Source organism: Aeromonas sp. D3, from assembly GCF_027705025.1.
Taxonomy (GTDB): Bacteria; Pseudomonadota; Gammaproteobacteria; order Enterobacterales; family Aeromonadaceae; genus Aeromonas; species Aeromonas salmonicida.
Map to the genome: position 1 here is coordinate 27,114 of NZ_JAPDBE010000027.1, position 24,047 is coordinate 51,160.

25 protein-coding genes are annotated in these 24,047 nt (G+C 59.3%); 18 read left to right on the top strand and 7 right to left on the bottom strand.

Annotated elements, in window-relative coordinates:
• Positions 1 to 225 precede the first annotated feature (225 nt).
• The 11 genes from ccoN to ttcA all read left to right on the top strand — a co-directional run bounded on the left by ccoN (position 226) and on the right by ttcA (position 10,425).
• A complete protein-coding gene (ccoN, locus tag OKC28_RS15350) occupies positions 226 to 1,650 on the top strand; it encodes a cytochrome-c oxidase, cbb3-type subunit I (RefSeq protein ID WP_270690134.1) in 1,425 nt (474 codons plus the stop codon).
• Positions 1,651 to 1,666: 16 nt separating this feature from the next.
• The gene (gene ccoO, locus OKC28_RS15355) at positions 1,667 to 2,281 is read left to right on the top strand and encodes a cytochrome-c oxidase, cbb3-type subunit II (RefSeq protein ID WP_005315614.1); all 615 of its coding nucleotides are present in this window, start codon (positions 1,667 to 1,669) and stop codon (positions 2,279 to 2,281) included.
• A gap of 11 nt (positions 2,282 to 2,292) precedes the next feature.
• Positions 2,293 to 2,472, top strand: a complete 180-nt coding sequence (locus OKC28_RS15360) for a CcoQ/FixQ family Cbb3-type cytochrome c oxidase assembly chaperone (protein WP_005315611.1) — start codon at positions 2,293 to 2,295, stop codon at positions 2,470 to 2,472.
• Positions 2,472 to 3,449, top strand: coding sequence for a cytochrome-c oxidase, cbb3-type subunit III (gene ccoP, locus OKC28_RS15365; protein WP_159166398.1), 978 nt, complete (start codon positions 2,472 to 2,474; stop codon positions 3,447 to 3,449). Before OKC28_RS15360 ends, ccoP begins: the two co-directional genes overlap by 1 nt.
• Positions 3,450 to 3,579: 130 nt before the next feature.
• Positions 3,580 to 4,068, top strand: coding sequence for a FixH family protein (locus OKC28_RS15370; protein WP_256688343.1), 489 nt, complete (start codon positions 3,580 to 3,582; stop codon positions 4,066 to 4,068).
• Positions 4,069 to 4,154: 86 nt separating this feature from the next.
• A complete protein-coding gene (locus OKC28_RS15375; RefSeq protein ID WP_256688344.1) occupies positions 4,155 to 6,548 on the top strand; it encodes a heavy metal translocating P-type ATPase in 2,394 nt (797 codons plus the stop codon).
• A gap of 114 nt (positions 6,549 to 6,662) precedes the next feature.
• The gene (gene ccoS, locus OKC28_RS15380; RefSeq protein ID WP_005315597.1) at positions 6,663 to 6,851 is read left to right on the top strand and encodes a cbb3-type cytochrome oxidase assembly protein CcoS; all 189 of its coding nucleotides are present in this window, start codon (positions 6,663 to 6,665) and stop codon (positions 6,849 to 6,851) included.
• Positions 6,835 to 7,521, top strand: a complete 687-nt coding sequence (locus OKC28_RS15385; protein WP_021138720.1) for a sulfite exporter TauE/SafE family protein — start codon at positions 6,835 to 6,837, stop codon at positions 7,519 to 7,521. Before ccoS ends, OKC28_RS15385 begins: the two co-directional genes overlap by 17 nt.
• Before the next feature lie 68 nt (positions 7,522 to 7,589).
• Positions 7,590 to 8,345, top strand: a complete 756-nt coding sequence (locus tag OKC28_RS15390; protein ID WP_021138719.1) for an FNR family transcription factor — start codon at positions 7,590 to 7,592, stop codon at positions 8,343 to 8,345.
• Positions 8,346 to 8,486: 141 nt separating this feature from the next.
• The gene (gene uspE, locus OKC28_RS15395; RefSeq protein ID WP_005315586.1) at positions 8,487 to 9,434 is read left to right on the top strand and encodes a universal stress protein UspE; all 948 of its coding nucleotides are present in this window, start codon (positions 8,487 to 8,489) and stop codon (positions 9,432 to 9,434) included.
• A gap of 82 nt (positions 9,435 to 9,516) precedes the next feature.
• Positions 9,517 to 10,425, top strand: a complete 909-nt coding sequence (gene ttcA / locus OKC28_RS15400) for a tRNA 2-thiocytidine(32) synthetase TtcA (RefSeq protein ID WP_021138718.1) — start codon at positions 9,517 to 9,519, stop codon at positions 10,423 to 10,425.
• An 81-nt stretch (positions 10,426 to 10,506) separates the two neighbouring features.
• Here ttcA and OKC28_RS15405 read toward each other — a convergent pair whose 3' ends face one another.
• Positions 10,507 to 11,187 carry a DUF2987 domain-containing protein gene (locus OKC28_RS15405; protein WP_021138717.1) on the bottom strand — a complete coding sequence of 227 codons (681 nt, stop codon included), beginning with the start codon at positions 11,185 to 11,187 and terminating at the stop codon, positions 10,507 to 10,509.
• 76 nt (positions 11,188 to 11,263) lie between these two features.
• Positions 11,264 to 12,001: a hypothetical protein gene (locus OKC28_RS15410; protein WP_021138716.1), complete on the bottom strand. Its 738-nt coding sequence runs from the start codon at positions 11,999 to 12,001 to the stop codon at positions 11,264 to 11,266.
• Between the two features lie 276 nt (positions 12,002 to 12,277).
• Here OKC28_RS15410 and OKC28_RS15415 point away from each other — a divergent pair, with 276 nt between their 5' ends.
• The 7 genes from OKC28_RS15415 (at position 12,278) to OKC28_RS15445 (ending at position 19,055) form a co-directional block, all read left to right on the top strand.
• Complete coding sequence (locus OKC28_RS15415; RefSeq protein WP_021138715.1) at positions 12,278 to 12,895, top strand: glutathione S-transferase family protein; 618 nt, start codon at positions 12,278 to 12,280, stop codon at positions 12,893 to 12,895.
• 223 nt (positions 12,896 to 13,118) lie between these two features.
• Complete coding sequence (rbsD, locus tag OKC28_RS15420; protein ID WP_021138714.1) at positions 13,119 to 13,538, top strand: D-ribose pyranase; 420 nt, start codon at positions 13,119 to 13,121, stop codon at positions 13,536 to 13,538.
• A 20-nt stretch (positions 13,539 to 13,558) separates the two neighbouring features.
• Positions 13,559 to 15,124 (top strand): ribose ABC transporter ATP-binding protein RbsA, encoded by a 1,566-nt coding sequence (gene rbsA / locus OKC28_RS15425; RefSeq protein WP_021138713.1) that lies wholly within the window; start codon positions 13,559 to 13,561, stop codon positions 15,122 to 15,124.
• On the top strand, positions 15,121 to 16,089 hold the full coding sequence (gene rbsC / locus OKC28_RS15430; RefSeq protein ID WP_021138712.1) for a ribose ABC transporter permease: 969 nt from the start codon (positions 15,121 to 15,123) through the stop codon (positions 16,087 to 16,089). Before rbsA ends, rbsC begins: the two co-directional genes overlap by 4 nt.
• 37 nt (positions 16,090 to 16,126) lie before the next feature.
• Entirely contained in the window at positions 16,127 to 17,002 is an 876-nt protein-coding gene (rbsB, locus tag OKC28_RS15435; protein ID WP_021138711.1) for a ribose ABC transporter substrate-binding protein RbsB, read from the top strand.
• Between the two features lie 110 nt (positions 17,003 to 17,112).
• Entirely contained in the window at positions 17,113 to 18,045 is a 933-nt protein-coding gene (gene rbsK / locus OKC28_RS15440; RefSeq protein WP_021138710.1) for a ribokinase, read from the top strand.
• Positions 18,045 to 19,055, top strand: coding sequence for a substrate-binding domain-containing protein (locus tag OKC28_RS15445; RefSeq protein ID WP_021138709.1), 1,011 nt, complete (start codon positions 18,045 to 18,047; stop codon positions 19,053 to 19,055). Before rbsK ends, OKC28_RS15445 begins: the two co-directional genes overlap by 1 nt.
• A 61-nt stretch (positions 19,056 to 19,116) precedes the next feature.
• On the opposite strand, the gene OKC28_RS15450 is transcribed toward OKC28_RS15445, so the two are convergent.
• From OKC28_RS15450 to OKC28_RS15470, 5 genes are all read right to left on the bottom strand, one after another.
• Positions 19,117 to 20,769: a GGDEF domain-containing protein gene (locus OKC28_RS15450; RefSeq protein ID WP_021138708.1), complete on the bottom strand. Its 1,653-nt coding sequence runs from the start codon at positions 20,767 to 20,769 to the stop codon at positions 19,117 to 19,119.
• A complete protein-coding gene (locus OKC28_RS15455) occupies positions 20,769 to 21,245 on the bottom strand; it encodes a hypothetical protein (protein ID WP_034523583.1) in 477 nt (158 codons plus the stop codon). The genes OKC28_RS15450 and OKC28_RS15455 overlap by 1 nt, the downstream gene beginning before the upstream one ends.
• A gap of 87 nt (positions 21,246 to 21,332) precedes the next feature.
• Positions 21,333 to 22,106, bottom strand: coding sequence for a Sir2 family NAD+-dependent deacetylase (cobB, locus tag OKC28_RS15460; RefSeq protein ID WP_005315566.1), 774 nt, complete (start codon positions 22,104 to 22,106; stop codon positions 21,333 to 21,335).
• A gap of 90 nt (positions 22,107 to 22,196) precedes the next feature.
• Positions 22,197 to 22,796: a GNAT family N-acetyltransferase gene (locus tag OKC28_RS15465; RefSeq protein ID WP_034523581.1), complete on the bottom strand. Its 600-nt coding sequence runs from the start codon at positions 22,794 to 22,796 to the stop codon at positions 22,197 to 22,199.
• A 3-nt stretch (positions 22,797 to 22,799) separates the two neighbouring features.
• A complete protein-coding gene (locus OKC28_RS15470; protein WP_099368979.1) occupies positions 22,800 to 24,047 on the bottom strand; it encodes a response regulator in 1,248 nt (415 codons plus the stop codon).

The following is a 24,047-nucleotide window of genomic DNA, read 5'->3' on the forward strand; positions in this document are numbered from 1 at the left end:
ATTTATTAAGCAGGCGGGACCCGACGGAGCCAAATATATCACTGTTTATACTGTTATTTTACCTGTCGGTTCAGTATCATTCCCATTGAATTTTCATTTAGCTACTTTTTGCTTTTCCTTTCATTAACAGTTGTTAACAAGAGGCAGAGCAGTAGCCAATGATGTCGGTCCATGTCACTGGACACAAAAATCAAACAACAGCAGCATCGGAAGCGGAATACAACGATGAGCCATATAACTAACCATCCTGAGTACAACTACACCGTTGTTCGCCAGTTCACCGTCATGACAATTGTCTGGGGAATTGTCGGCATGTCGGTTGGCGTACTGATAGCAGCCCAGCTGATCTGGCCTGCCCTCAACTTCGACACTCCCTGGCTGACTTACAGCCGCCTGCGCCCTCTGCACACCAATGCGGTTATCTTCGCATTTGGCTGTAGCGCACTGATGGCGACCTCCTTCTATGTGGTGCAACGCACCTGTCAGGTCAGACTGTTTGGAGGCAAGCTTGCCTCCTTCGTGTTCTGGGGTTGGCAGGCGATTATCCTTTCTGCCGCCATTTCGCTGCCGATGGGATTCACCTCCGCCAAGGAGTACGCAGAGCTGGAATGGCCTATCGACATCGCCATCACAGTGGTCTGGGTTGCCTATGCCGTGGTCTTCTTCGGCACCCTGGTCAAGCGCACCACCACCCATATCTATGTGGCGAACTGGTTCTTCGGCGCCTTCATCATCACGGTTGCCGTGCTGCACATCGTCAATAACATGGAAGTGCCACTTTCCGGCATGAAGTCCTACTCCATGTATTCCGGTGCCATGGATGCCATGGTGCAGTGGTGGTATGGCCACAACGCGGTTGGCTTCCTGCTGACTGCCGGTTTCCTTGGCATGATGTACTACTTCGTGCCCAAGCAGGCGGGACGTCCGGTTTACTCCTACCGCCTCTCCATAGTGCACTTCTGGGCGCTGATCTCCCTCTATATCTGGGCCGGTCCTCACCATCTGCACTATACCGCCCTGCCTGACTGGGCTCAGTCTCTGGGCATGGTGATGTCCCTGATCCTGTTCGTTCCCTCCTGGGGTGGCATGATCAACGGCATCATGACCCTGTCCGGTGCCTGGCACAAACTGCGTTATGACCCCATTCTGCGCTTCCTGATCGTGTCCCTGTCGTTCTACGGCATGTCCACCTTCGAAGGCCCCATGATGGCGATCAAGACAGTCAATGCCCTCTCCCACTACACCGACTGGACAGTGGGCCACGTTCACTCTGGTGCCCTAGGCTGGGTTGCCATGGTATCCATCGGTGCCATATATCACCTGATCCCGAACCTGTTTGATCAGGGCCGCATGTACAGCATTCGCCTGATCAACGTGCACTTCTGGCTGGCGACCGTGGGGACAGTACTCTACATCGTTGCCATGTGGATTTCCGGTGTGATGCAGGGTCTGATGTGGCGTGCAGTCAACGATGACGGCACCCTGACCTACAGCTTCGTGGAAGCGTTGCAGGCCTCTTATCCCTTCTACTTCGTGCGCTTCCTGGGTGGCTGCTTCTTTGTCACCGGTATGTTGCTGATGGCCTACAACGCCTACCGCACCATCTCTGCGCCCAAGGGTTCCCTGGAACCTGTCGCCACGCCCGCATGATTGAAGAGGTCAACCCATGAGCAACAATAACCGTCACGAGATCTTTGAAAAGAGCGTACCCATGCTGGTGGTCGGCATCATCTTCGCCATCAGCCTGGGGGGGCTGGTTGAAATCACCCCGCTGTTCTTCCAAAAGCAGACCACTGAGCCGGTGGAGGGCCTCAAGCCCTATACCGCCCTGCAGATGGAAGGACGCGACATCTTCATTCGCGAAGGCTGTACCAACTGCCACAGCCAGATGATCCGTCCGTTCCGGGCCGAAACCGAGCGTTACGGTCACTACTCGGTCGCTGGTGAAAGTGTGTGGGAGCACCCCTTCCTGTGGGGCTCCAAGCGTACGGGTCCGGACCTGGCCCGTGTGGGCGGTCGTTACTCTGACGACTGGCACCGTGCTCACCTCATCAACCCGCGCGATGTGGTGCCTGAGTCCAACATGCCTGGCTACCCCTGGCTCGATACCACTGTGATGACAGGTGAACTGACCGGCAAAAAGCTGGCCCTGTTCCGTGATCACTTTGGCGTGCCCTACACAGAGGCCGACGTGCAAGGTGCAGGCGACGCCGTGAAGGGCAAGACAGAGCTCGATGCGCTGGTAGCCTATCTGCAATCACTGGGTCATGCCCTGAAATAAGGAGTCAGGATATGGATTACGGCACATTTCGCGGCCTTTATACCCTGCTGTTGATGGCCATTATGATCGGCATCATCGTCTGGGCATACAGCAAACGCCGCAAGGCCTCTTTCGACGAGGCAGCCAACCTGGTTTTTGCCGATGACGAGCAACCCGGTGCTGATAACAAGAACGCAGGAGCGAAACAATAATGAGCACTTTGTTTAGCATTTTTGTGACCGTCATAAGTTTGGGAACCATTCTCGGCTGCTTCTTGCTGCTGGTGTGGTGCCTGCGGGACAAGATGGGTGTAGAGGAAGGCAAGTCCATGGGACACGCCTTCGACGGCATCGAAGAGATCAACAATCCGCTGCCGAAGTGGTGGACCTATATGTTCATCTTCTTCATCGTCACCGGCCTGGTCTACCTGCTGGCCTTCCCGGGCCTGGGCAACTGGAAGGGTCTGCTGGGCTGGCAGAGCTCCAATCAGGATGTTCGCTCCCTGGCAGAGTCAAAGGCGGCGGCAGCCTCTGCCAAGGCTGAAGGGCGTGCGGTGGAGTACGACCGTGAGCTGCTCAAGGCTGACGAGATCTACGGCGCCAAGTTCCGCGAGCTGACCTATCAGACAGACGGCAAGACTTACAAAGATATCACCGAGATCGCCAAGGATCCGGAAGCACTGAAAGTCGGACAACGCCTGTTTCTGCAGAACTGTTCCCAGTGCCACGGTTCCGATGCTCGCGGCGGTCGCGGTTTCCCGAACCTGACCGACAGCGAATGGCAATGGGGCGGAGAGCCTGCCCAGATCAAGACCACCATCATGGGCGGTCGTCAGGGTGTGATGGCAGCCTGGGGCGAGATCCTGGGCAAGGATGGCGTCAAGGAAGTGACCTCCTACGTGCTGGGTCTGTCCGGTCGCAAGGTTGACCTGGTGGAAGCCAAGAAAGGGGAAGCCCGCTTTGCCGTCTGCGCCGCTTGTCACGGTCCGGATGCCAAGGGAGGGATCGCCTTCGGTGCCCCAGACTTGACCAACAACATCTGGCTGTATGGCGGTTCCCGTCAGGTGGTCGAGCAGACCATCACCCACGGTCGTCACGGTGTCATGCCAGCCTGGCAGGATATTCTGGGTGAAGACAAGGTGCACCTGCTTGCCTCCTACGTTTACAGCTTGTCCCACACCGACAAGTAAAATCAGCAGTAACATGTGATAAGCACGTGATTACTCAGCAAAAAGCCTCGACTCTTCGAGGCTTTTTGTTATCTTGTGTTGGCTAAATCCCCTCTATTTCGTTAATCACAGGTTTCACGGTAGTAGCACTATGTCCCAACCCTGGTATCGCCAATTTTGGCCCTGGTTTATCATCGCCCTCCCGGCCGCCGCCGTGATTGCCGGCATCAGCACGGCAATCATCGCCAGCAAGGATGGCGTCAATCTGGTCGCAGAAGACTATTACAAACAAGGCAAAGAGATTAATCAGGACTTGAGCAAGTTCGATCGATCCGAAGCGCTCAATATCCGCATAGCGCTGGAAGTGAGCGGCAACGAGCTGACTCTCAAGCCCCTCTCGGGAGAGATCCCGCCCCGTCAGGCCCTCTACCTATCCCTGTTTCACCCGACCCTGGCCGGCATGGACAGCGAACACATGGTGACTGCTGACGCCAGCGGCGTTTATCGCCTGCTGCTCGACCAGCCCTTGAGTGGCAAGTGGCATATACGGGTCGATGCCTTCGACCATGAGTGGCGGTTGCAAGAGACAGTCCAGCTCCCGACCACAGCACCCGTCGAACTCGATCCCAAAGGGCGTTAAGTCATGACAGGCGGTTTTTACTGTGGCGAGCCGGTTCCCGCCAACAGTCCAGGTGCCCTGCTCGCCATCCCCCGGGGTAACACACCATGAAGGCTTGCTTTCATTGCGGCGAGCCGGTTCCCGCCGCCAGCCACTATGCCCTCGAGATAAAAGGCATAGTGCAGCCCATGTGCTGCCCGGGCTGTCAGGCCGTGGCAGAAACCATCATGGAGTGCGGTCTCTCCAGCTATTACGATCACCGCACAGCGCCCGGAACCAGGGGAGAACTGGTGCCCGAAGAGCTGGCGGCCCTCACCCATTATGATCTTGCCGAAGTGCAACAGGATTTTGTCACCAACAGTGGCACTGGCAGCCACAGGGTGCGCGAGATCCAGCTCAGCGTTGAGGGGCTTACGTGCGCCGCCTGTGCCTGGCTTATCGAGCGCCATCTGACTGGCCTTGCCGGTCTGCACTACATCAATGTCAACACCACTACTCACCGCGCCCGCATCAAGTGGGATCCGGTCCAGCTTTCGTTGAGCGACATTCTCAAGGGATTCGCCAAGATAGGCTACCGTGCCTACCCCTTCCAGACCCACAGCCAAGAGGCTATTTACGCCAAAGAAGTGCGCAACTACATGTTCCGGCTGGCGCTGGCGGGCCTGGGGTCCATGCAGGTGATGATGTGCGCCGTGGCGCTCTACATGGATCTCTTCATCAGTGTCGAGGATGAGTTCATGGTCTACTTCAAGTGGATCAGCCTCTTGCTCTCGACCCCCATCATGATCTATTCGGCCCAGCCCTTTTACGTGGGGGCATGGCGTAGCCTGAAACAGGGCCACCTCTCCATGGACGTGTCGGTGTCGCTGGCACTGATCGGTGCCTTCGTCGCCTCCATGTGGGCCACCGTCTTCAACACAGGTGAGGTCTATTACGACTCCATCACAATGTTTGTCTTCTTCTTGCTGCTGGGCCGTTTTCTGGAGTTGCGGGCTCGGCGCAAGGCGTCCGAGTCCAGCTCCAACCTGGCACGGCTAGTGCCCATCATGGCCACCCGCATTGATGAGGAGGGGGAGCACGAGGTGGCGGCCAAGACCTTGCAGGTGGGGGATAGAGTACGGGTGCTGGCCGGTGCAACCCTGCCTGCGGACGGCATCATTGTCGAGGGACAGGCCAGCCTCAACGAATCCATGCTGACCGGCGAGCAACTGCCACTGCTCAAGCAGGTGGGCGACAGCGTCTATGCCGGCACCATCAACACGGATTCACCGCTTCAGATCAGGGTCAGCCATCGCATCGAAGAGTCGCGCATCGCCCAGATCATGCGGCTGCAGGATCACGCCCTCGATGACAAGCCGGCCATCGCCCAGATGGCGGATGTGCTCTCCCGTCACTTCATTCTGGTGCTGTTGATCATTGCCGCAGCCGTGTGGACTTTCTGGCACTTCCATCAACCGGAGCAAGCCTTCTGGGTCACCCTGGCCGTGCTGGTCGCCACCTGCCCCTGCGCCCTGTCGCTGGCCACGCCGACCGCCCTCACCTCGGCCACCGCACGCCTCACTCGCTCCGGTATTTTGTTGCGTCGCGGCCATGTGCTGGACGTGCTGACCAAGGCCAACCGGATAGTGATGGACAAGACCGGCACCCTGACCACCGGCAATATCAGCCTGACCAGCACAACGGTGCTGGCGGAGCTGAGCGAAGATCAATGCCTCTCCATCGCACGGGCATTGGAAGCCTATTCCGAGCACCCCATCGCCCGCGCGTTTAAAAGCACGGCAGCCGACGACGTCTTGCTGCCTGCAAGCGAGGTGGTCCCAGTCATCGGCCACGGTATTGAGGGGGGTGTGGCAGGCAAGCATTATCGCATCGGCAGCGCCCGCTGGCTGGCTCTGCCCACAGAGCACACCGCCAGCCAGGGCCTTGCCATCTATCTGGCGGATGAATCCCGAGTGCTGGCCCGCTTTATCCTGGCCGATACAATGCGCCCGGATGCGAGGGCCCTGATCCAGGCCTTCAAGGCCGCCGGTTTGCAGACCACCATTCTCACCGGTGACAGCTCTGCCCAGGCCGACGAAGTGGCCCGCGAGCTTGGAGTGGATGAGCTGGTAAAAGGCGTCACCCCGGATGGCAAGCTGGCCTACCTCAAGGCGCGCGAAGCCCAAGGTGATATCAGCATCATGGTGGGTGACGGCATCAACGATGCCCCTGTACTGGCTGGAGCCCACGCCTCTTTTGCCATGGCGGGCGGCACGGATCTGGCGAAAAACAGCGCAGATGCCATCCTGTTGGCCGATGACCTGTCGCGCCTGCTGGACGCCCGCACCCTGGCCATCCGCACTCGCAAGATCATCAAGGAGAACTTCGCCTGGTCCATCGGCTACAACCTGCTGGTGTTGCCGCTGGCGGCCAGCGGCTGGTTACCCCCCTATCTGGCGGCAGCTGGCATGTCCTTGAGCTCCCTCATCGTGGTCACCAACTCCATGAGGCTCAATCGCTGAACCGTGAAGACGGCGTGCTCATGCGAATATGAGCGCGCCAACACATATTGAATGAAGAGGGATCCTGGCCGGTAACTGGTTTACCATGACCACTCTCATAGCAAGGCTTGCATCATGAACATCATCTTCGTCCTGATCCCCATCGCCATCCTGTTTGTCATCATCGCAGGCGCCGTCTTCTTTTGGGCCATTCGCTCCGAGCAGTTTGAAGATCTCGACCGCCAGGGATCCAACATACTGTTTGATGAAGACAAACCTGCCCAGAAACCCATCGAGTCCAAGTCCGATGACCGCCAGCCTTGATCTGGTAGGGGCCCTGCTGGTGGGGCTTGCAGGATCTGGCCACTGCATCGGCATGTGTGGTGGCGTCTCGGCCGCCCTCTCCATGGCCATTCCCCCCGAGAAACAGCACTTTTGGGGCCGACTTGGCTATCTCCTCAACTACAACCTGGGGCGGATCCTCAGCTATGTCATCGCTGGCGCTCTGGTAGGCGGGCTGCTGGCCACCACCAGCGAGCTCGGTGCAGGCAAACATGCCATCGCCGGATTGCGGCTGATGGCGGCGCTCTTGATGATAGCGCTCGGCCTGTACCTTGCCGGCTGGTGGCAAGGCATACTGCTGCTCGAGCGGATCGGTGCCCGACTCTGGCCACGGATCAAGCCGCTGGCAGGCAAGTTTCTTCCCTTCACCTCGGCCTGGCAGGCGTTCCCTTTCGGCATGATATGGGGTTGGCTGCCCTGCGGTCTGGTTTACTCCATGCTGACCTGGAGTGCCGCAGCTGGCTCTGCCAGTGGCGGGGCACTGATCATGCTCTGCTTTGGCATGGGGACACTGCCGACACTCTTTGCACTGGGGGGACTGGCGGACCGGCTGCGCTACTGGCTGACCTTGCGCAGTTTGCGTCAAGGCGGGGCTGTTTTGCTCATTGCATATGGGCTGCATACCCTCTGGGTCGGGATAGCGTCCTTTTGAAACCCTATCCAAAACGGATGAGTTGATGGTAAACTTGTTTGATATAAATCAATTATTCGTATGAGCCTATGATCCCGGAAAAGAAACCTGGCAGACGTATTCAGAGCGGTGGCTGTGCAATTCATTGCCAGGATTGCAGCATCAGCCAGCTCTGCATTCCCTTCACTCTGAACGACAGTGAACTCGATCAGCTCGACAGCATCATTGAGCGCAAGAAGCCGATCCAGAAGGGTGAGGAGCTGTTCAAAGCCGGCGATGAGCTGAAGTCGCTCTATGCGATCCGTTCCGGGACCATCAAGTCATACACCATCACAGAACAGGGTGACGAGCAGATAACCGCTTTTCACCTCGCAGGGGACTTGGTTGGCTTTGATGCCATTCACAAGCATGCGCATCCGTCCTTTGCCCAGGCGCTGGAAACGGCCATGGTGTGCGAGATCCCGTTCGACGTACTCGACGATCTCTCCGGCAAGATCCCCAAGTTGCGCCAGCAAATCATGCGACTGATGAGCAACGAAATCATGGGCGATCAGGAGATGATACTGCTGCTCTCCAAGAAGAATGCAGAAGAGCGCCTCGCTGCCTTCCTGCACAATCTGTCGGTGCGTTTCTCCGAGCGCGGCTTCTCCGCCAAGGAATTCCGCCTCTCCATGACCCGGGGTGATATCGGCAACTATCTCGGCCTCACGGTGGAGACCATCAGCCGTCTGCTTGGCCGTTTTCAGAAGTCTGGCCTCATCAGCGTCAAAGGCAAATACATTACCGTGCTGGATCAGATGGCCCTCGGCGTCATGGCTGGCGCCCCCCGTCCTGCCTGCGGTTAATTTCCCCTCTGTCTGCCCTCGTTGCCGGATCGGTTTAGTCTGAAATTTGATCCGGCACATGTCCCCCTGCCTCCTCCTGAGCTAAGCTGTAATGGCTAAAGGTTTGTCATCATTGGTATTTTTGCCAAGGAGGAAGAGAACATGGTCAAGTACCGAAAAATTCTGGTTGTTATCAACCCGGAAGAAGAGCGGCAAGTTGCCCTCGAACGTGCGGTCAAAGTAGCTGAGCTCGATGAAGGCGCTCAACTGACCCTGTTACTCACTATTTATGACTTCTCGTACGAAATGACCGCCATGCTGTCGGTGGATGAACGGGAAGAGATGCGCCACGGCGTGATCGCCCAGCGTCGTGAATGGCTAGACGACATTCTCAAACCCTACCGTGCCAAGGGACTGGACTACGAAGTCAAGGTGGTCTGGCACAATCGCCCCTTCGAGTGTGTCATTCAGGAAGTACTGGAGAATCGCCATGATCTGGTGGTCAAAGCGACCCATCATCACTCCTTCCTGCAAACCTTCATCTTTACTCCGACCGACTGGCATCTGCTACGCAAGTGCCCCTGCCCTGTCCTGCTGGTCAAAGAGGGCCACTGGCAACGGGGTGGCAACATCATTGCGGCCATCAACTGCTCCAGCGACGATCAGGATCAGAAAGTGCTGAACGAACGGATCACGGAGGAAGGCATTGGCATCGCCGAGTTGCTCGGCTCCAACCTGTATCTGGTCAATACCTATCCCGGTACCCCGGTCAATGTGGCCATAGAGTTGCCGGAGTTCGACCCCAACGCTTACAACGAGGCTATTCGCAAACACCATGAGAGCCTGCTGCTGAGCCATGCCGACAAATATGGCATAGGCCATCTGTGGACCCGGGTGGCGGAAGGATTGCCGGAAGAGGTGTTGCCCGACCTGGCTGACGACCTGCAAGCCACCCTGATGATCATGGGGTGTGTCGGTCGCACCGGCCTCTCTGCCGCCCTGCTCGGCAATACCGCCGAACACGTGGTAGACAGGCTCTCCTGCGACATCCTGATCCTCAAACCCGACGATTACAGCTGCCCGGTAGACAGCCGGCGTCGTCAATCATAAGGCGCCTTTCATCCTGGCACCTTGCCCTCCCCCGGGACATGGCTATAATAACGCGCTTATTTGTGTCCCGGGTTTTACGAGCATGCTAGAAGAGCTGAACGCCAAAGATAAATACAGTTTCAACAAACTGCAAAAGCGCCTGCGGCGCAACGTAGGTCAGGCCATCGCCGACTTCAACATGATTGAAGAGGGCGACAAGATCATGGTGTGCCTGTCCGGCGGCAAAGACAGCTTTGCCATGCTCGACATCCTGATGAGCCTGAAGGCAAGCGCCCCCATCCATTTTGATCTGGTGGCCGTCAACCTGGATCAGAAGCAACCTGGCTTCCCCGAGCATGTGCTGCCTGGGTACCTGGCGACCCTGGGCGTTGACTTCAAGATCGTCGAAGAAGATACCTATTCCATCGTCAAGGACAAGGTACCGGAAGGCAAAACCACCTGCGCCCTCTGCTCCCGCCTGCGTCGAGGTATTCTCTATCGCACGGCGCAAGAGCTGGGCTGCACCAAGATTGCCCTCGGCCATCACAGGGATGACATCCTTGAGACCCTGTTCCTCAACATGTTCTACGGCGGCAAGCTCAAGTCCATGCCGCCCAAGCTGGTGAGCGATGATGGCAAGAACGTGGTGATCCGCCCGTTGGCCTACTGCAAGGAGAAAGACCTGGTACGTTACGCCGAGGTCAAGGCCTTCCCCATCATCCCCTGCAACCTGTGCGGCTCACAGGAGAACCTGCAGCGTCAGGCCATCAAGCAGATGATGCAGGATTGGGATCGCCGCTTCCCGGGTCGTATCGAAACCATGTTCACCGCCATTCAGGACGTGATCCCGAGCCACCTGCTCGATCACAAGCTGTTCGACTTCAAGAGCATCAACCGAGACTCCGGCATCATAGATGGCGGCGACAAGGCATTTGATCCGCCCGAACTGCCGACAGCCCCCTTGCTGAACATCGACGAGATGAACGTGCTGGATGTGATTGAAGTGCGCTAGGCACTGCACAATCGGTAACGAAATCTGCAACGAAAAAGGAGCGCCAGGCGCTCCTTTTTATCTTTTTGGCGTGACGCTTGCTCAGCCCTTGTGCAACCAGGGGGTCAGTCGCAGTATGTCCCCCTTCAGTTGCAGCTTGCCCGCGGCGAAGTCTGCCAGTTGTGCGTTGCTCAGCAGCAACTGCCCCTCTTGCCAGGAGAGCGGCAGCTGGCGGGCGCCATCAACCAGATAGGCAGTGCCAGTCGGTTGCACCAGTGTCACCCGCACACCCGCCATCTCGGGCAGGAAATACTTGCCGACCATGCCGGCCAGCTTGCTCAGCAGGGCCTGCATATCCTGCTGGCGCTTGACCACCTCGGCCACCTTGAGCTCCCACTGGCTGCCTGACACGGGCGGGGCATCGGCCATCACCTGCACCGAGAGATCGCAGGCAGCGTGCGCCTCGGTCAAGCCCACCACCACGGTCGCTTTGTCCAGATTGAGATCATCGTCGTAGGGCAGCCGCAGCTCGCTGTCTACCGTCACCTCGGCAGCCACGTCCCGATCCAGGGTAGAAACCCGGGCCGAGGTAAGCAGGCAACGCTGTCCATTTTGTTGATCGGTCAGATAAAACCCCAGCCTGGCATGACCAAACTCCCCCTTGGCAAAGGTCTTCATCTGGCTGTAGAAAGTACTGTATTGCAGATCCAGTGAAGGCTGTGCAAACCCCAGGGTGGGCAACAGCAGCAAGCTTGCCGCTACGCCATGTCGAGCCATCTTCATGTGCCATCCTTTTGCATCACGCACTCGTCATGCGTTGAAATCTTGGTGTGCCATCTCTTGGCACTGCATACGTCGGTCAAGCGCTGAAATGATCGGGACCTTCGCTCACTTCGGTCACTTCTACCGCGACCCCGCACAGATCCCGATAGAGGATCCCCTTGCAGTTGAAGTAGAGAGGAGCCACCCAGATAAGCCCCAGGCCCATGGGGAGCAGCGCCAGGAAAAACAGCGCCAGCATGACACCATGCAGCAGCACTATGCTGGGCCAGCCGCGAGCAAACAACTTGAGCGACACCAGAATGGCCTGCACCGGTGACAAGCCGCGTTCCAGCACCAGCGGCACGGTAAACACCAGCCCCATGCCGATCAGCGCAGACGGTATGAACGCCAGCATCACCGGCAAGCCCACCAGTTCAAACAGAGGACCGAACAGGCTGGTGATCATGCTGCCCAGCAGGCTCAGGCTGCCGAGGCGCAGGAAGTGGCGAAAGAAATCGAATACCTGGCTCGGACGGGCACGGACGCCGACCGATTGCTGCAATCCCAGCATGTCGAGGGACGAGGTCATGGGGGCCATCATGATGGTGATGAGCAGACTCAACACCAGGGCAATATCCATCCCCCCTTCCTGATTGACGTAAGGCGCCAGCAGGGTATTGCTCAGCAACATCCAGATGGAGGTAACCCCTACTATGGCCAGCAGCAGGCCAAAACCGGTACGGCGCGTCTGTTGCCAACTCTCTTGCAGTACCCCCTTGAGGTCGAGGCGATATCCCTGACTCAGGGATTGCTCGAGGGAACCACCGATCCGCATTTTATTACTCAATGGACTATCCAACATCAGAAAAACACTATTCAGGGGGCACATTATAGCGATTTGACCCGGTATGCGTAGCCGTTTTTCCCCTTATCTGCTGGTGGGAAAGCCTTTGATTTCATAAGCGCAGGCCGGTTCACTTCCTTCCTTTCCCGCCTTGGCCCACCGTTGTGATGGGCGTAGGATGCCAACAGATATACCGCATTTGCTGACTGCCTCCGCCCTTCCCCATCAGGATGACGCGAGGAGAACACACTTCACAAGGAGACATGCATGTCTGATTTGACCCTGTATCTCGCCACTGGCACTTGCGCCATGGCCGTACACATAGCGCTGACCGAGGCCCGGGCCCACCATCAGGTCAAGCGACTCGATCTGGCGGCGGGGGAGCAGCGCTCTGCCGCCTATCTCGCCATCAATCCCAAAGGCCGGGTGCCGGCGCTTGTTACCGAGCGCGGCGTGCTGACTGAAACCCCGGCACTGCTGATCTATGTGGCGCAGCGCTTTCCCGATGCCAAGCTTGCCCCGTTGGATGACCCTTTCCTGCTGGCCCGCATGCAGGAGGTCAACAGCTTCCTCGCCTCCACCGTGCATGTCTCCCACGCTCACGGTCGCCGCGGCAGTCGCTGGGCCGATGATGAACAGGCTGTCGCCGCCATGCAGGCCAAGGTGCCGCAAAACATGCGCGATGGCTTTGCCGACATTGAACGCCACTATCTGGTCGGCCCCTGGGTGCTGGGGGAGCGCTTCAGCCTTGCCGACATTTACCTGTTCGTGGTCGCCGGCTGGCTCGAAAGCGATGGGGTGGCCATCAGCGAGTTCCCCAGGGTAGCAGCCCACTATCAACAGATGCTCACACGCCCCGGCGTGCAGCAGGCCCTCGCCCTCTGACCCCTCTCTCCTTCAATCCTCTGCATATGGGTGCCTGTACGCTGTCTGGCACCTCTTTTTATTCTTTTCCCCCGGCATTGGGATCGTTTTCACATTTCTGTCATCTCCCTGTAGATCAAGCGTGCCTTAGCGCCTATCGTTTACCTCATGACGCAACCGGTTGCGTAACCGGTTGCCTTGATAAACATCAGATACGCAGACGCAAGTCTGCCGAGGTGCTGTTATGAAACGAGGCGTACTGCTCAATGCTCCCTTGAGTGCCCTGGTGGCACAGATGGGCCACACCGACGAGATCACAGTGTGCGATGCGGGATTACCCATGCCGGCGGGGCCGGAGCGCATCGATCTGGCGCTGATGGCGGGCACCCCCAACCTGCAGACAGTGCTGAAAGCGCTACTGACGGATCTTGTGGTGGAAAAAGTGATCATGGCCAGCGAGATAAAGCTGATCAGCCCTGACACCCATCAAGCCCTGCTCGATCAGATCGAGACCCACTCGCTCGAGCAAGGCAAACCCATTGCCATCGAATATTGCCTGCATGAGGAGTTCAAGACCCGCTCCCGCCAGAGCAAGGCGATAGTACGCAGCGGCGAAGTAACGCCCTATGCCAACCTCATTCTCTGCGCCGGCGTGGCGTTTTAAGCCTCTTCAAGGAAGCTGCAATGAGCACAACCCCCTCCCCCCTTTTGGGGCTCACCGGGAGCGTTGACACGCCCCCCTCGCCCATTCTGGAGCTGACCGGGATCGTCAAGACCTTTCCCGGTGTCCGCGCCCTCGATGAGGCAGGACTCAAGGTTTACCCGGGCCAGGTGATGGCCTTGCTCGGCGAGAATGGCGCCGGCAAATCCACCCTGATGAAGGTGCTGACCGGCATCTATCAAGCCGACGCGGGCAGCGTCAGTTACCGCGGCCAGCCTGTGCACTTCAAGGGTCCCCGCGACTCCCAGGATCAGGGCATCAGCATCATCCACCAGGAGCTGAACCTGCTGCCGGAGCTCTCCATTGCCGCCAACATCTTCCTTGGCCGCGAACCGCGTACCCGTTTTGGCAGCATTGACCACCAGCAGTTGCGCGAGCGCGCCAGCAGCCTGCTCGGTCGTCTCGGCGTCAAGCACAGTCCGGATACCCGGCTCGGAGAGCTGTCGATTGGTGAACAGCAGATGGTGGAAATTGCCAAGGCCCTCTCGTTCGATGCCAGCGTCATCATCATGGATGAGCCCACCGATGCCCTGACCGACACCGAAACAGAGCAGTTGTTCACCGTGATCCGCGAACTGCGCCAGCAGGGCTGCGGCATCGTCTATATCTCCCATCGCCTCAAGGAGATCTTCCAGATCTGCGACCGGGTTACCGTGCTGCGCGATGGCAAATGGATCGGCGAGAAAGCAGTGAGCGATCTCGATGAAGACAGGATCATCGAGATGATGGTGGGTCGGCGGCTGGAAGAGCAGTACCCGCGCCTGCATCGGGAACTGGGTCCTGTCAGCCTGCAAGTCAAAGATCTGGCTGGCCCGGGTGTGCGCGGGGTGAGCTTCTCACTGCGTCAGGGGGAGATACTGGGCTTCAGTGGCCTGATGGGCTCAGGCCGTACCGAGCTGATGAAACTTATCTACGGGGCCAGTCCCATCAGCGCCGGCGCTGTCGAGGTCGATGGCAAGGTCATGGTGCCACGCACCCCTGCCGATGGGCTGGCCGTCGGCATCGCCTATATCTCCGAAGATCGCAAGGGGGATGGGCTGGTGCTGGAACTCTCGGTGCGGGAAAACATGAGCCTGTGCGCCCTCGATGAGTTCATCCGTGGCGGCAAGATCGACGGCAAGGCCGAGCGCCAGGCAGTGAGCGACTATGTGCGCCTGTTCAACATCAAGACCCCGAGTCAGGATCAGCTGATAAAGCTGCTCTCCGGTGGCAACCAGCAGAAGGTGGCCATCGCCAAGGGGCTGCTGACCAAGCCCAAGGTATTGATCCTGGATGAGCCGACCCGCGGCGTCGACGTGGGGGCCAAGAAAGAGATCTACCAGCTCATCAACCAGTTCAAGCAGGAGGGGATGAGCATCATCCTGGTCTCCTCCGAGATGCCGGAAGTGCTCGGCATGAGCGATCGCATCATGGTGATGCACGAAGGGCGCATCAGCGCAGAATTCATGTCCGCGGACGCCAATCAGGAGAAACTGATGGCGGCGGCAGTCGGTAAACAGTGGCAATCAGAGCAAGAGGCCTTTCAATGACAACCCAAACCCTTTCCCGCCGCGGCATCATGAGCAAGGCCTGGTGGATTGAGAACAAATCCCTGGTCGCCCTGCTGGTGTTGATTGGCGTGGTCTCCTTCCTGAGCCCCAACTTCTTCACGGCCGACAACCTGCTCAACATACTGCGCCAGACGTCAGTCAACGCCATCATGGCGGTCGGCATGACGCTGGTCATCCTCACCGCCGGCATCGATCTGTCTGTCGGCTCTGTGCTGGCCCTGTGCGGCGCCCTGGCAGCCACCATGGTAGCGATGGAGCTGCCCATAGCGCTGGTGGTGCCACTGACCCTGGGGGCCGGTGCCCTGCTCGGCGGCATCAGCGGCCTCATCATTGCCAAGGGCAAGGTGCAGGCATTCATCGCCACCCTGGTCACCATGACAGCCCTGCGCGGCGTGACCATGGTCTATACCGAGGGGCGCCCCATCTCCACCGGGTTTAGCGAGGGATCCGATCACTTCGCCTGGCTCGGTACCGGTTACCTGCTTGGTCTGCCTGTGCCCATCTGGCTGATGGCCATCGTCTTCCTGCTGGCCTGGTACCTGCTCAACCACACTCGTCTGGGCCGTTACATCTATGCCCTGGGCGGCAACGAATCTGCCACCCGCCTCTCCGGCATCAATGTGGCCAGGGTCAAACTCGCCGTATATGGTCTGTGTGGCATGCTGTCGGCGCTGGCTGGCCTCATTGTCACCTCCCGCCTCTCCTCTGCCCAGCCGACGGCCGGCATGGGCTACGAGCTGGACGCCATCGCCGCCGTTGTGCTGGGTGGTACCAGCCTGATGGGGGGCAAGGGTCGCATCATGGGGACCTTGATAGGGGCCCTCATCATCGGCTTCCTGAACAACGCCCTCAACCTGCTCGACGTCTCGTCCTATTACCAGATGATCGCCAAGGCCAGCGTCATTTTGCTCGCCGTGATGGTCGATAACAAAAGCAATCGATAACAACCTAAGCCATGCCACACACACAAGGAATGAAATGATGAAAAAGCTCAATACCCTGCTCGCTGCCGCCATCATGTCTGTGCTGGGCACCGCCCAGGCCGCCGATCAGACCCTGGCGATGGTGGTCTCCACCCTCAACAACCCCTTCTTCGTCACCATGAAAGAGGGGGCCGAAGCCAAAGCCAAGGAGCTTGGTTATGAACTGGTGGTACTGGACTCCCAGAATGACCCGGCCAAGGAGCTCTCCAACGTGGAAGATCTCACCGTGCGCAAGGTCAACGCCATCCTGATCAACCCGACCGACTCCGAGGCCGTTGGCAATGCCATCCGCCTGGCCAACAAGGCCAACATCCCTGTGCTGACCCTGGATCGCGGTGCCGCACAAGGTGAGGTCAAAGCCCACATTGCCTCCGACAACGTGGCTGGCGGCAAGCTGGCTGGCGACTTCATCACCCAGAAACTGGGCGCTGGCGCCAAGGTGATCCAGCTAGAGGGGATCGCAGGTACCTCCGCCGCCCGTGACCGTGGCGAAGGTTTCGCCCTGGCCGTGGCTGCCAACAAGCTGGAAGTGCTGGCCTCCCAGCCTGCCGACTTTGACCGCACCAAGGGGCTGAACGTCATGGAAAACCTGCTGGCCGCGCACCCGGGCGTGCAAGCCGTGTTTGCCCAGAACGACGAAATGGCGCTGGGTGCCATCCGCGCCGTACAGGCGGCCGGCAAAGAGGTGATGATCGTCGGCTTCGACGGCACTGATGATGGCAAGGCCGCCGTTTCCCGTGGCAAACTGGCCGCCACAGTAGCGCAACAACCGGCCCTGATCGGTGCCATCGGCGTGGAAACCGCCGACAAGGTACTCAAGGGTCAGCCGGTAGAAAAATCCATCCCGGTACCGCTGCAAATCGTCAGCAAGTAATGTGACAGGGGGGAGCTTGGCCTCCCCCTTTGTTTCTTGAGTTTCCATCAGCTGTGCATCTTGGCTTGGGCCCACTCAAACCAAGATGTTCCAAATCAAGGGTGATAAGAATGAATCGTCTCGTTGTTCTGGGCAGTGTCAATGCGGATCATGTACTGCGCGTCCCTCATTTTCCTCGCCCCGGTGAAACCCTGACCGGCCACAGCTATCAGGTGGTACCGGGTGGCAAGGGGGCCAATCAGGCGGTGGCTGCCGCACGTCTCGGCGCCCCTGTCTCCTTTATTGCCCGCATCGGTGATGACGCCATCGGCCAGCAGATGCGCCAGGGTTTCGAGCAAGATGGCATAGACGTCAGTGCAGTAGAACTCGATGAGACCTTGCCCACCGGCATCGCCATCATCTATGTGAGCGACGAGGGGGAAAACAGCATAGGCATCTCCGCCGAGGCCAACGGCGCCCTCTCTCCTGCCATGGTCAAACGGCATGAAGCCATGATTGCCGATGCCCATACCCTGCTGCTGCAGCTGGAAGTGCCGCTTGAAAGCGTGTTTGAAGCCGCCAAGCTGGCTAGATCCCACGGCACCCGTGTGGTACTCAATCCGGCGCCCGCCCAGCCGCTCTCTAGCGAGCTGCTGGCGCTGGTGGATCTCATCACCCCCAACCAGACCGAAGCCGAGCTGTTGACCGGCGTCAAGGTGAGCGACGAGGCCAGCGCGGCTCAGGCGGCCGCCTGCTTCCACCAGATGGGAATAAGCGATGTGATGATCACCCTGGGCTCCCAAGGGGTCTATTGCAGCAATGCCAAGCAGCAACAGCTCATCCCGGGTTTTCGAGTTGAGGCAGTAGACACCACGGCCGCGGGCGATACCTTCAACGGCGCCCTGCTGGCCGCCGAGCTTGCCGGTGCGGACTTCAACGCAGCGGTGCGCTTTGCCCACGGCGCGGCGGCGCTTTCTGTCACCAAGTTCGGCGCCCAGAGCTCGATCCCAAGCAAGGTTGAGGTCGACGCCTTCCTGCTTGCCCAGACTGCGCAGGGGCACTGATGGCCAACATCAAGGAGGTGGCGGCGCGGGCAGAGGTCTCCACCACTACCGTCTCCCATGTTATCAACGAGACCCGCTTCGTGGCACAAGAGACCCGTGAGCGGGTCTTTGCCGCCATGCGCGAACTCAATTATGCCCCCAGCCTGGTGGCCCGCAGCCTCAAGGTGAAGGAGACCAACAGTATCGGCATGCTGGTCACCACCTCCAGCAACCCCTTCTTTGCCGAGGTGGTGCGCGGGGTGGAGCGCTACTGCTTCGAGCAGGGCTACAACCTGATGCTGGGCAACACCGAAGGTCAGGCCGAGACGGCGCTCTCCTACCTCAAAATGATGTTGCGCAAGCGGGTCGACGGCCTGCTCATCATGTGCAGCGAGGGGCAACAGGAGGTGTTCAACCAGCTAGACTGGCTCAAGAGCCTGCCCGTTGTGGTGATGGACTGGGGCATGGAGAGCAAGGACGTGGACCTCATCGCCGACAACTCCCATCGCGGCGGTTATCTGGCCACCCGCCATCTGCTGGCACTCGGTCACACCGATGTCGGTTGCATCACGGGCCCCCACAGCCGAGCCCCCGCCAATCAGCGACAGGCTGGCTTTGAGCAGGCGATGCAGGAAGCGGGTCTGACCGTCAATCCGGCCTGGATCCAGGAGGGAGATTTCGACTGTGCCAGTGGTTTCAATGCCATGCAGCGCCTGCTGGCCCAGCCCAAACGGCCGAGCGCCCTGTTTATCTTCAACGACATGATGGCTATGGGGGCCATCAGTGCCGCCCATCAGGCGGGCTTGAACATACCGCAGGACATCTCCATCGTCGGTTATGACAATGTGGCGCTGGCGCAGTATCTGTCACCGCCACTCACCACCATCAATCAACCCAAGGAGGAGCTAGGGCGCCTCGCCGTTACCCGGCTGCTGGCACGTATCAATGGAGTGACAGTGGATAACCACCTGATCACTGTTGATCCAGACTTGGTGATCAGACAATCCTGCGCGCCCTTCCCGTCCCCCTGACCCGCTGAAAGACGCATGCAAAAAGGGCGATCCATAGGATCGCCCTTTTTATCGCAGCCAGTCAGGCCTGCCGCGCAGCCTGAACATCTGCCGGAATGAGGCGCACCAACCCCAACTGTTGTGCCAGCGGCTGCAACAAGCCGGTGTGACTTGCGCTCTCCGGCAACCAGTAGCGCACCGGCCAGCCGGCGGCCAGCAGCGTTGGTGTGCTGCTGCCAAGCTCGCTCAGCGCCAGGGTACAACCGCGCTGATTCACCTTGGCCAGCAAGCTGGCATCCTGTTGCAAGGCAGGTAACAGCAAGATCGGCTCGACATGCACAGTGGCGGGTAGATAGGCCAGCACATGGGCCAACTGGGCCTGATGATTGAGCGCTATCAGCAGTGGTTGAGGCTCATCGAGTGCGGCTTGTTCATGCTCTTGCAGCAACCGCGCGATCACGGGCCCCAGTATGCCCCCCTCCTGCAGCCAACTCATCTCGCAGGGTGCCAGATTGTCCTGCCAGCGCAGCAACACTCCCCTCACCCTGAGCCCGTTCTCACTGCTCAGCAATGGCATATCGACCACCAGAGGGGATGGTATCCGGTGTGCCAACCAGTCCCGCAGCTGGTGCAACTGACGCTGGGTCAGCTGCAATTGCTGCAACATGCCTGGCTGAAACCAGGCGATATCCCCATTGGCATCGTGTTTGGCCTGATTGAGGGCAAGGATAGCCTGATCCAGCAGTCGATTGGGATCCTGCGTCTCCTCTACCTGGGCTACCCCCAGCCGGCACGCCAGCTCGAAACGGCTCTCCCGGGTCACAAACTCGAAATGCAGCAGTTGCTTCAGGGCCTGGATCTGTTCCTCCATGCCCTGTATGTCTTCGGTCAGGATCACCGCAAACTCGTCCCCTCCCAGCCGATAGGCGTGCCCGCTGTAGGCCTGCTGCAGCTTGTTCGACACCGTTTGCAATAACCTGTCCCCCACCTGATAGCCAAGCAGATCGTTGACCTGCTTGAAGCGCTTCAGATCAAGTACCACCAGTGCCTGAGCGCGGGAAGATTGCAGCGAGCGAGTCAGCTGCTCCTGCAAGGCCCGGCGATTGCCGAGCTGGGTCAGGGGGTCGAGCAAAGAGAGGCGCCGGTTTTGCAAGTTGGCTCGAATGAGGGCAAACACCAGGGCACCACCGGTCACCAACAGGATCAACTGACAGATTTGCAGCCAGAACAGGCTGCTGCGGATCTGGTTGACCGAGGCTTCCCGCTCCTGACTGGAGAGGATCCGATCGCCCACCACCCCAATCTGATGGGTCTGTTCGGCAATCCTGGTCTGCAACTGCTCGAGCTCGGTCCCTTCGCGCAACTGCCCGGCCTGCATCTGTGGCTCGAGCAGTTTAATCTGCTCGAACAGTCCGGCCAGGGCCTTGCCCAGTCCGTGACGCTGCCTCGCATCGGCGGTCTCGCTGCTGATGAGGAAGATATCCAGCCGGTTCCACAACAGATCATAATCCAGGCTCAGGGTCTCCATATCCAGTTGCCCGGCCCGGTAGAGGCGCAAGTCGTAGAGAAAACGCTGGGATTCCAGCATCACCTGGCTGATGTTCCAGTGGATGTTGCGATAGAAGGTATCGACCAGCTGCTCCTGGCGGTGCTGCAGATAGAGTCCACAACCCGAGGAGAACAGAAACAGCAGGGTGATCGAGACCAGGAGCAGATTGTGACGCTGACGACCCATCAACCGATGATCTCGATGCGGGTTACCTGCCAGACCATGCAGTTATGAATGAGGGGGATATCCAGCTTGGGGTAACTGGAAAGGGGGATCAACAACCAGAGCGGCCCCTTGTTGCGGCGGGTCAGCGGCTTGCCATCCTCATGGCGCACCAGGGTCAGTGGTGCCTCCTCAAACAGGGCGAGATCCACCACCTGCTGATAGCCATTAAGTGCCGAGACGGCAATTTTACTCACATTCTTGACCCCTTGCGCCGCCAGCACAGCCGCCAGGGTCGGGCCACGGTAGTCATGCATATCCGTGGTCCAGGGGGTCGCTGTCTTGAATTGGGTTTGCGGCAAGGCGGCCAGTGCAGCGTCATCGAGCGCTATCTGCCGACCATCGGGCAGCACCAATGTCATCAGGGGGATCGATGCCAATGCGCTGGCACTGGCCAGCATCAGGAGAAAAAAAGCGATCCATTGCTTCACTAGGGTCATGATCATTTGCGCCAACTGCGTCCCATATTTTGGTTGTCAGTGTCGCGATTTCACACTCTCATTGCAACTGTGACGTCACACAGTAGCTCAGGATCCACGCATCTCCATCCAGTTGTGACCCTCTATCTGTTTGGGCTGATGCACGCCGCAGCGCTCCAGCAACTCGTCAACGAAAGCGGGCACCAGCAGGGAGGCCGGTCCATAGCGCTTCTCGTCAAACTGGCTGCCCACCTCGCTCGGTTCCAGGTTGAGCTCTATGGTATGGGCGCCGTTGAGGCCAGCCTCGTGCACGAAGCCGGCAGCAGGGTAGACGGCCCCCGAAGTCCCGATGGAGATGAAAAGGTCGCACTGGGCCAGGGCGCCATAGATGCGATCCAGCCCCAGCGGCATCTCGCCAAACCAGACCACGTGCGGGCGCAGCGGCTGGGGGAACTGGCAACAGGAGCAGAGTTCGTCCTGATGGAGATCGCCGCGCCATTCGATCACCTGGCCCGACTCGGGACAGCGGGCCTTGAGCAGCTCGCCGTGCATATGGATAAGGTTCTTGCTGCCCGCGCTCTCGTGCAGGTTGTCGATATTCTGGGTCACCAGGGTGACAGTGCCAGGCAACAGGCGCTCGAGGCGGGCGAGGGCATAGTGGGCAGGATTGGGATGGATCTGCGGTTGTTGCAGCTGATGACGGCGCGAGTTGTAGAAACCCTGCACCAGGGCGGGATCCCGGGCGTACCCTTCCGGGGTCGCCACATCCTCCACCCTGTGCTCTTCCCACAAACCGTCACAGGCACGGAAGGTCTTGATGCCGGATTCGGCAGAAATACCGGCGCCGGTAAGAATGACGATGTGTTTAGCTGATTGCACCATGACTGCTTCCCTCTGATCCCATACAAGGCTGACCTTAGCACAGGCTGAAAAGGCATCCTATTCACCCTTGGTCTTATGAGGATACCCGCTTCACAAGGTATCGAGCACGCTCAGATCGAGCCGGACAAACACCAGCTCCCGCCCCGTCACCAGGGTGAGCGGCAGCCCCAACCCACGCAGGAGCGCCAGCATGGGGCGATTCTGGGCCAATACTTCTGCGGTCCACTCCCGAATGCCCTCGGCGCGCGCCAGCAGTGCCAGCGCCAGCAGAATGCGCCTGCCCGCCCCCCTGTGCTGGAAGTGATCTGCGACCAGACAGGAGAACTCGGCCCGGTCCGGGTGCAGCCGCCGCCGTATGGACTGGGCCTGAGCCAGCGGCCGCCCCTGACCATCGGTCAGCAGCAGCGCTATCTGGGGGGCTCTGGGATAGTCGAGAAAGAAGGCCAGTTGATCATCGGTAGCCGGCTGTTTTGCCCGCATGAAGCGCAGGTAAATGCTCTGCTCGCTCAACGCCTCGTAGGCGGCTCTGATCGATTCCGGATCGGCGCCAGCCAGCTCCTGCAAGCGACAGGGGACCCCGCCCACTTCCATCATCAAGGGCAAGGAGGCCCGTGACGTCGGATGCAGCCAGCCGGCCAGGCTACGTCGCAAACGCGCCTCATCGGGGGGCCAGCAGAGGTAACGGGGCACGGGTTACCAGCGCCCCGTCATGCCGCGATCGCGCCACAGGGTACTGTCGAGCAGGTTGAAGGGATCATCCAGATAGAGGGCAATGCCAAGCTCTCTGGCCCTATGGATGAAGCGGCCCAGCAGGGAGTCCGCCGTCATGGCCTCGAGCCCCGGGAGCAGGCTCTGCCCCAGCAGCAGGTGCTGCAATGGCACCCTCTCCAGCAAATCAAACGGCATATGCTGGTCATTGTCGAGCAGCAGCGCAAGCTTGACGCCAGCCAGACTGGCTTGCAGCACCAGTGCGAACCGCTCGGCCTGGCTGAGCAGGTGATCACGGCGGTGAATGACCAGGGTCAGTTCAGTGGCATCTCGTCCCTGTCTGCCCAGCCAATCCCGCACCAGCTCCCACCGTGGCGGTAAACCTGTCACCGCCAGCCAGATGGGCAGCGGGGATGGCGGGTCGGACAAGAGTCCGAGCAGCCCCTTCTCCTCCCCCTGCCAGCTGCGGACGGTACGGCGCAAGCCACTGAGCCGCTGTTGCCGCTGTGGCCCCAGATAGAGCGCCTTGAGCAGCCGCAGCAGATCATCGCTCAACAGCGGTTTGGCCAGGGCGGCCACCACATTGAAACCCGCATCGTGCAACAGCCGGCGGGCCCCGTCGATCAGGGTCTGATCGTGGGCCGACAGCAATATGATGGGCAGGCCGCTTTGCTGATATTGAGGCTGGCTCATCAACAGACCGATGGCATCCTGCTCCACCAGGCTGAGATCGCTGATGAGTAGCTTGACGCCGCCCTGTTCCAGCACCTGGATACAGGCATCGCCATCCTGCACCCATTGGCAGGACAGACCCAATCCCTGGATCTCCTGCTGGATATGGGCGCCTTGAAACGGGTGATCCTCCAGCAACAAGATCTGCATCTGTGCCAGCCACTGCAGCCACTGCTGGTACCTGTCATGGACCCCTGCCAGCCAGTCATCCGAGAGCCGATAGATGCCATCGCTCTGGTTCATCAACTGCGGCAAATAGTCGGCACCGGCGTGTGAGGCGGGATCAAACAGGGCGATGGCACCGGCGGCGAACAACCCCTCCCACGGCCAGCGGGCATCGGGTTGCGTGCGACGTAAGGTGGCAAATTCGGGCAAGGTAACGGCTTTTGCCGCCTGATAGGCCACTCCGTCCAGTGCATAGAGGGTCACCGGGTAAAAAAAACGCTCCTGGGTCTCTTCCGAGTTCAGCAACGCCAATAACTCTTCATCTGTGATGATCAT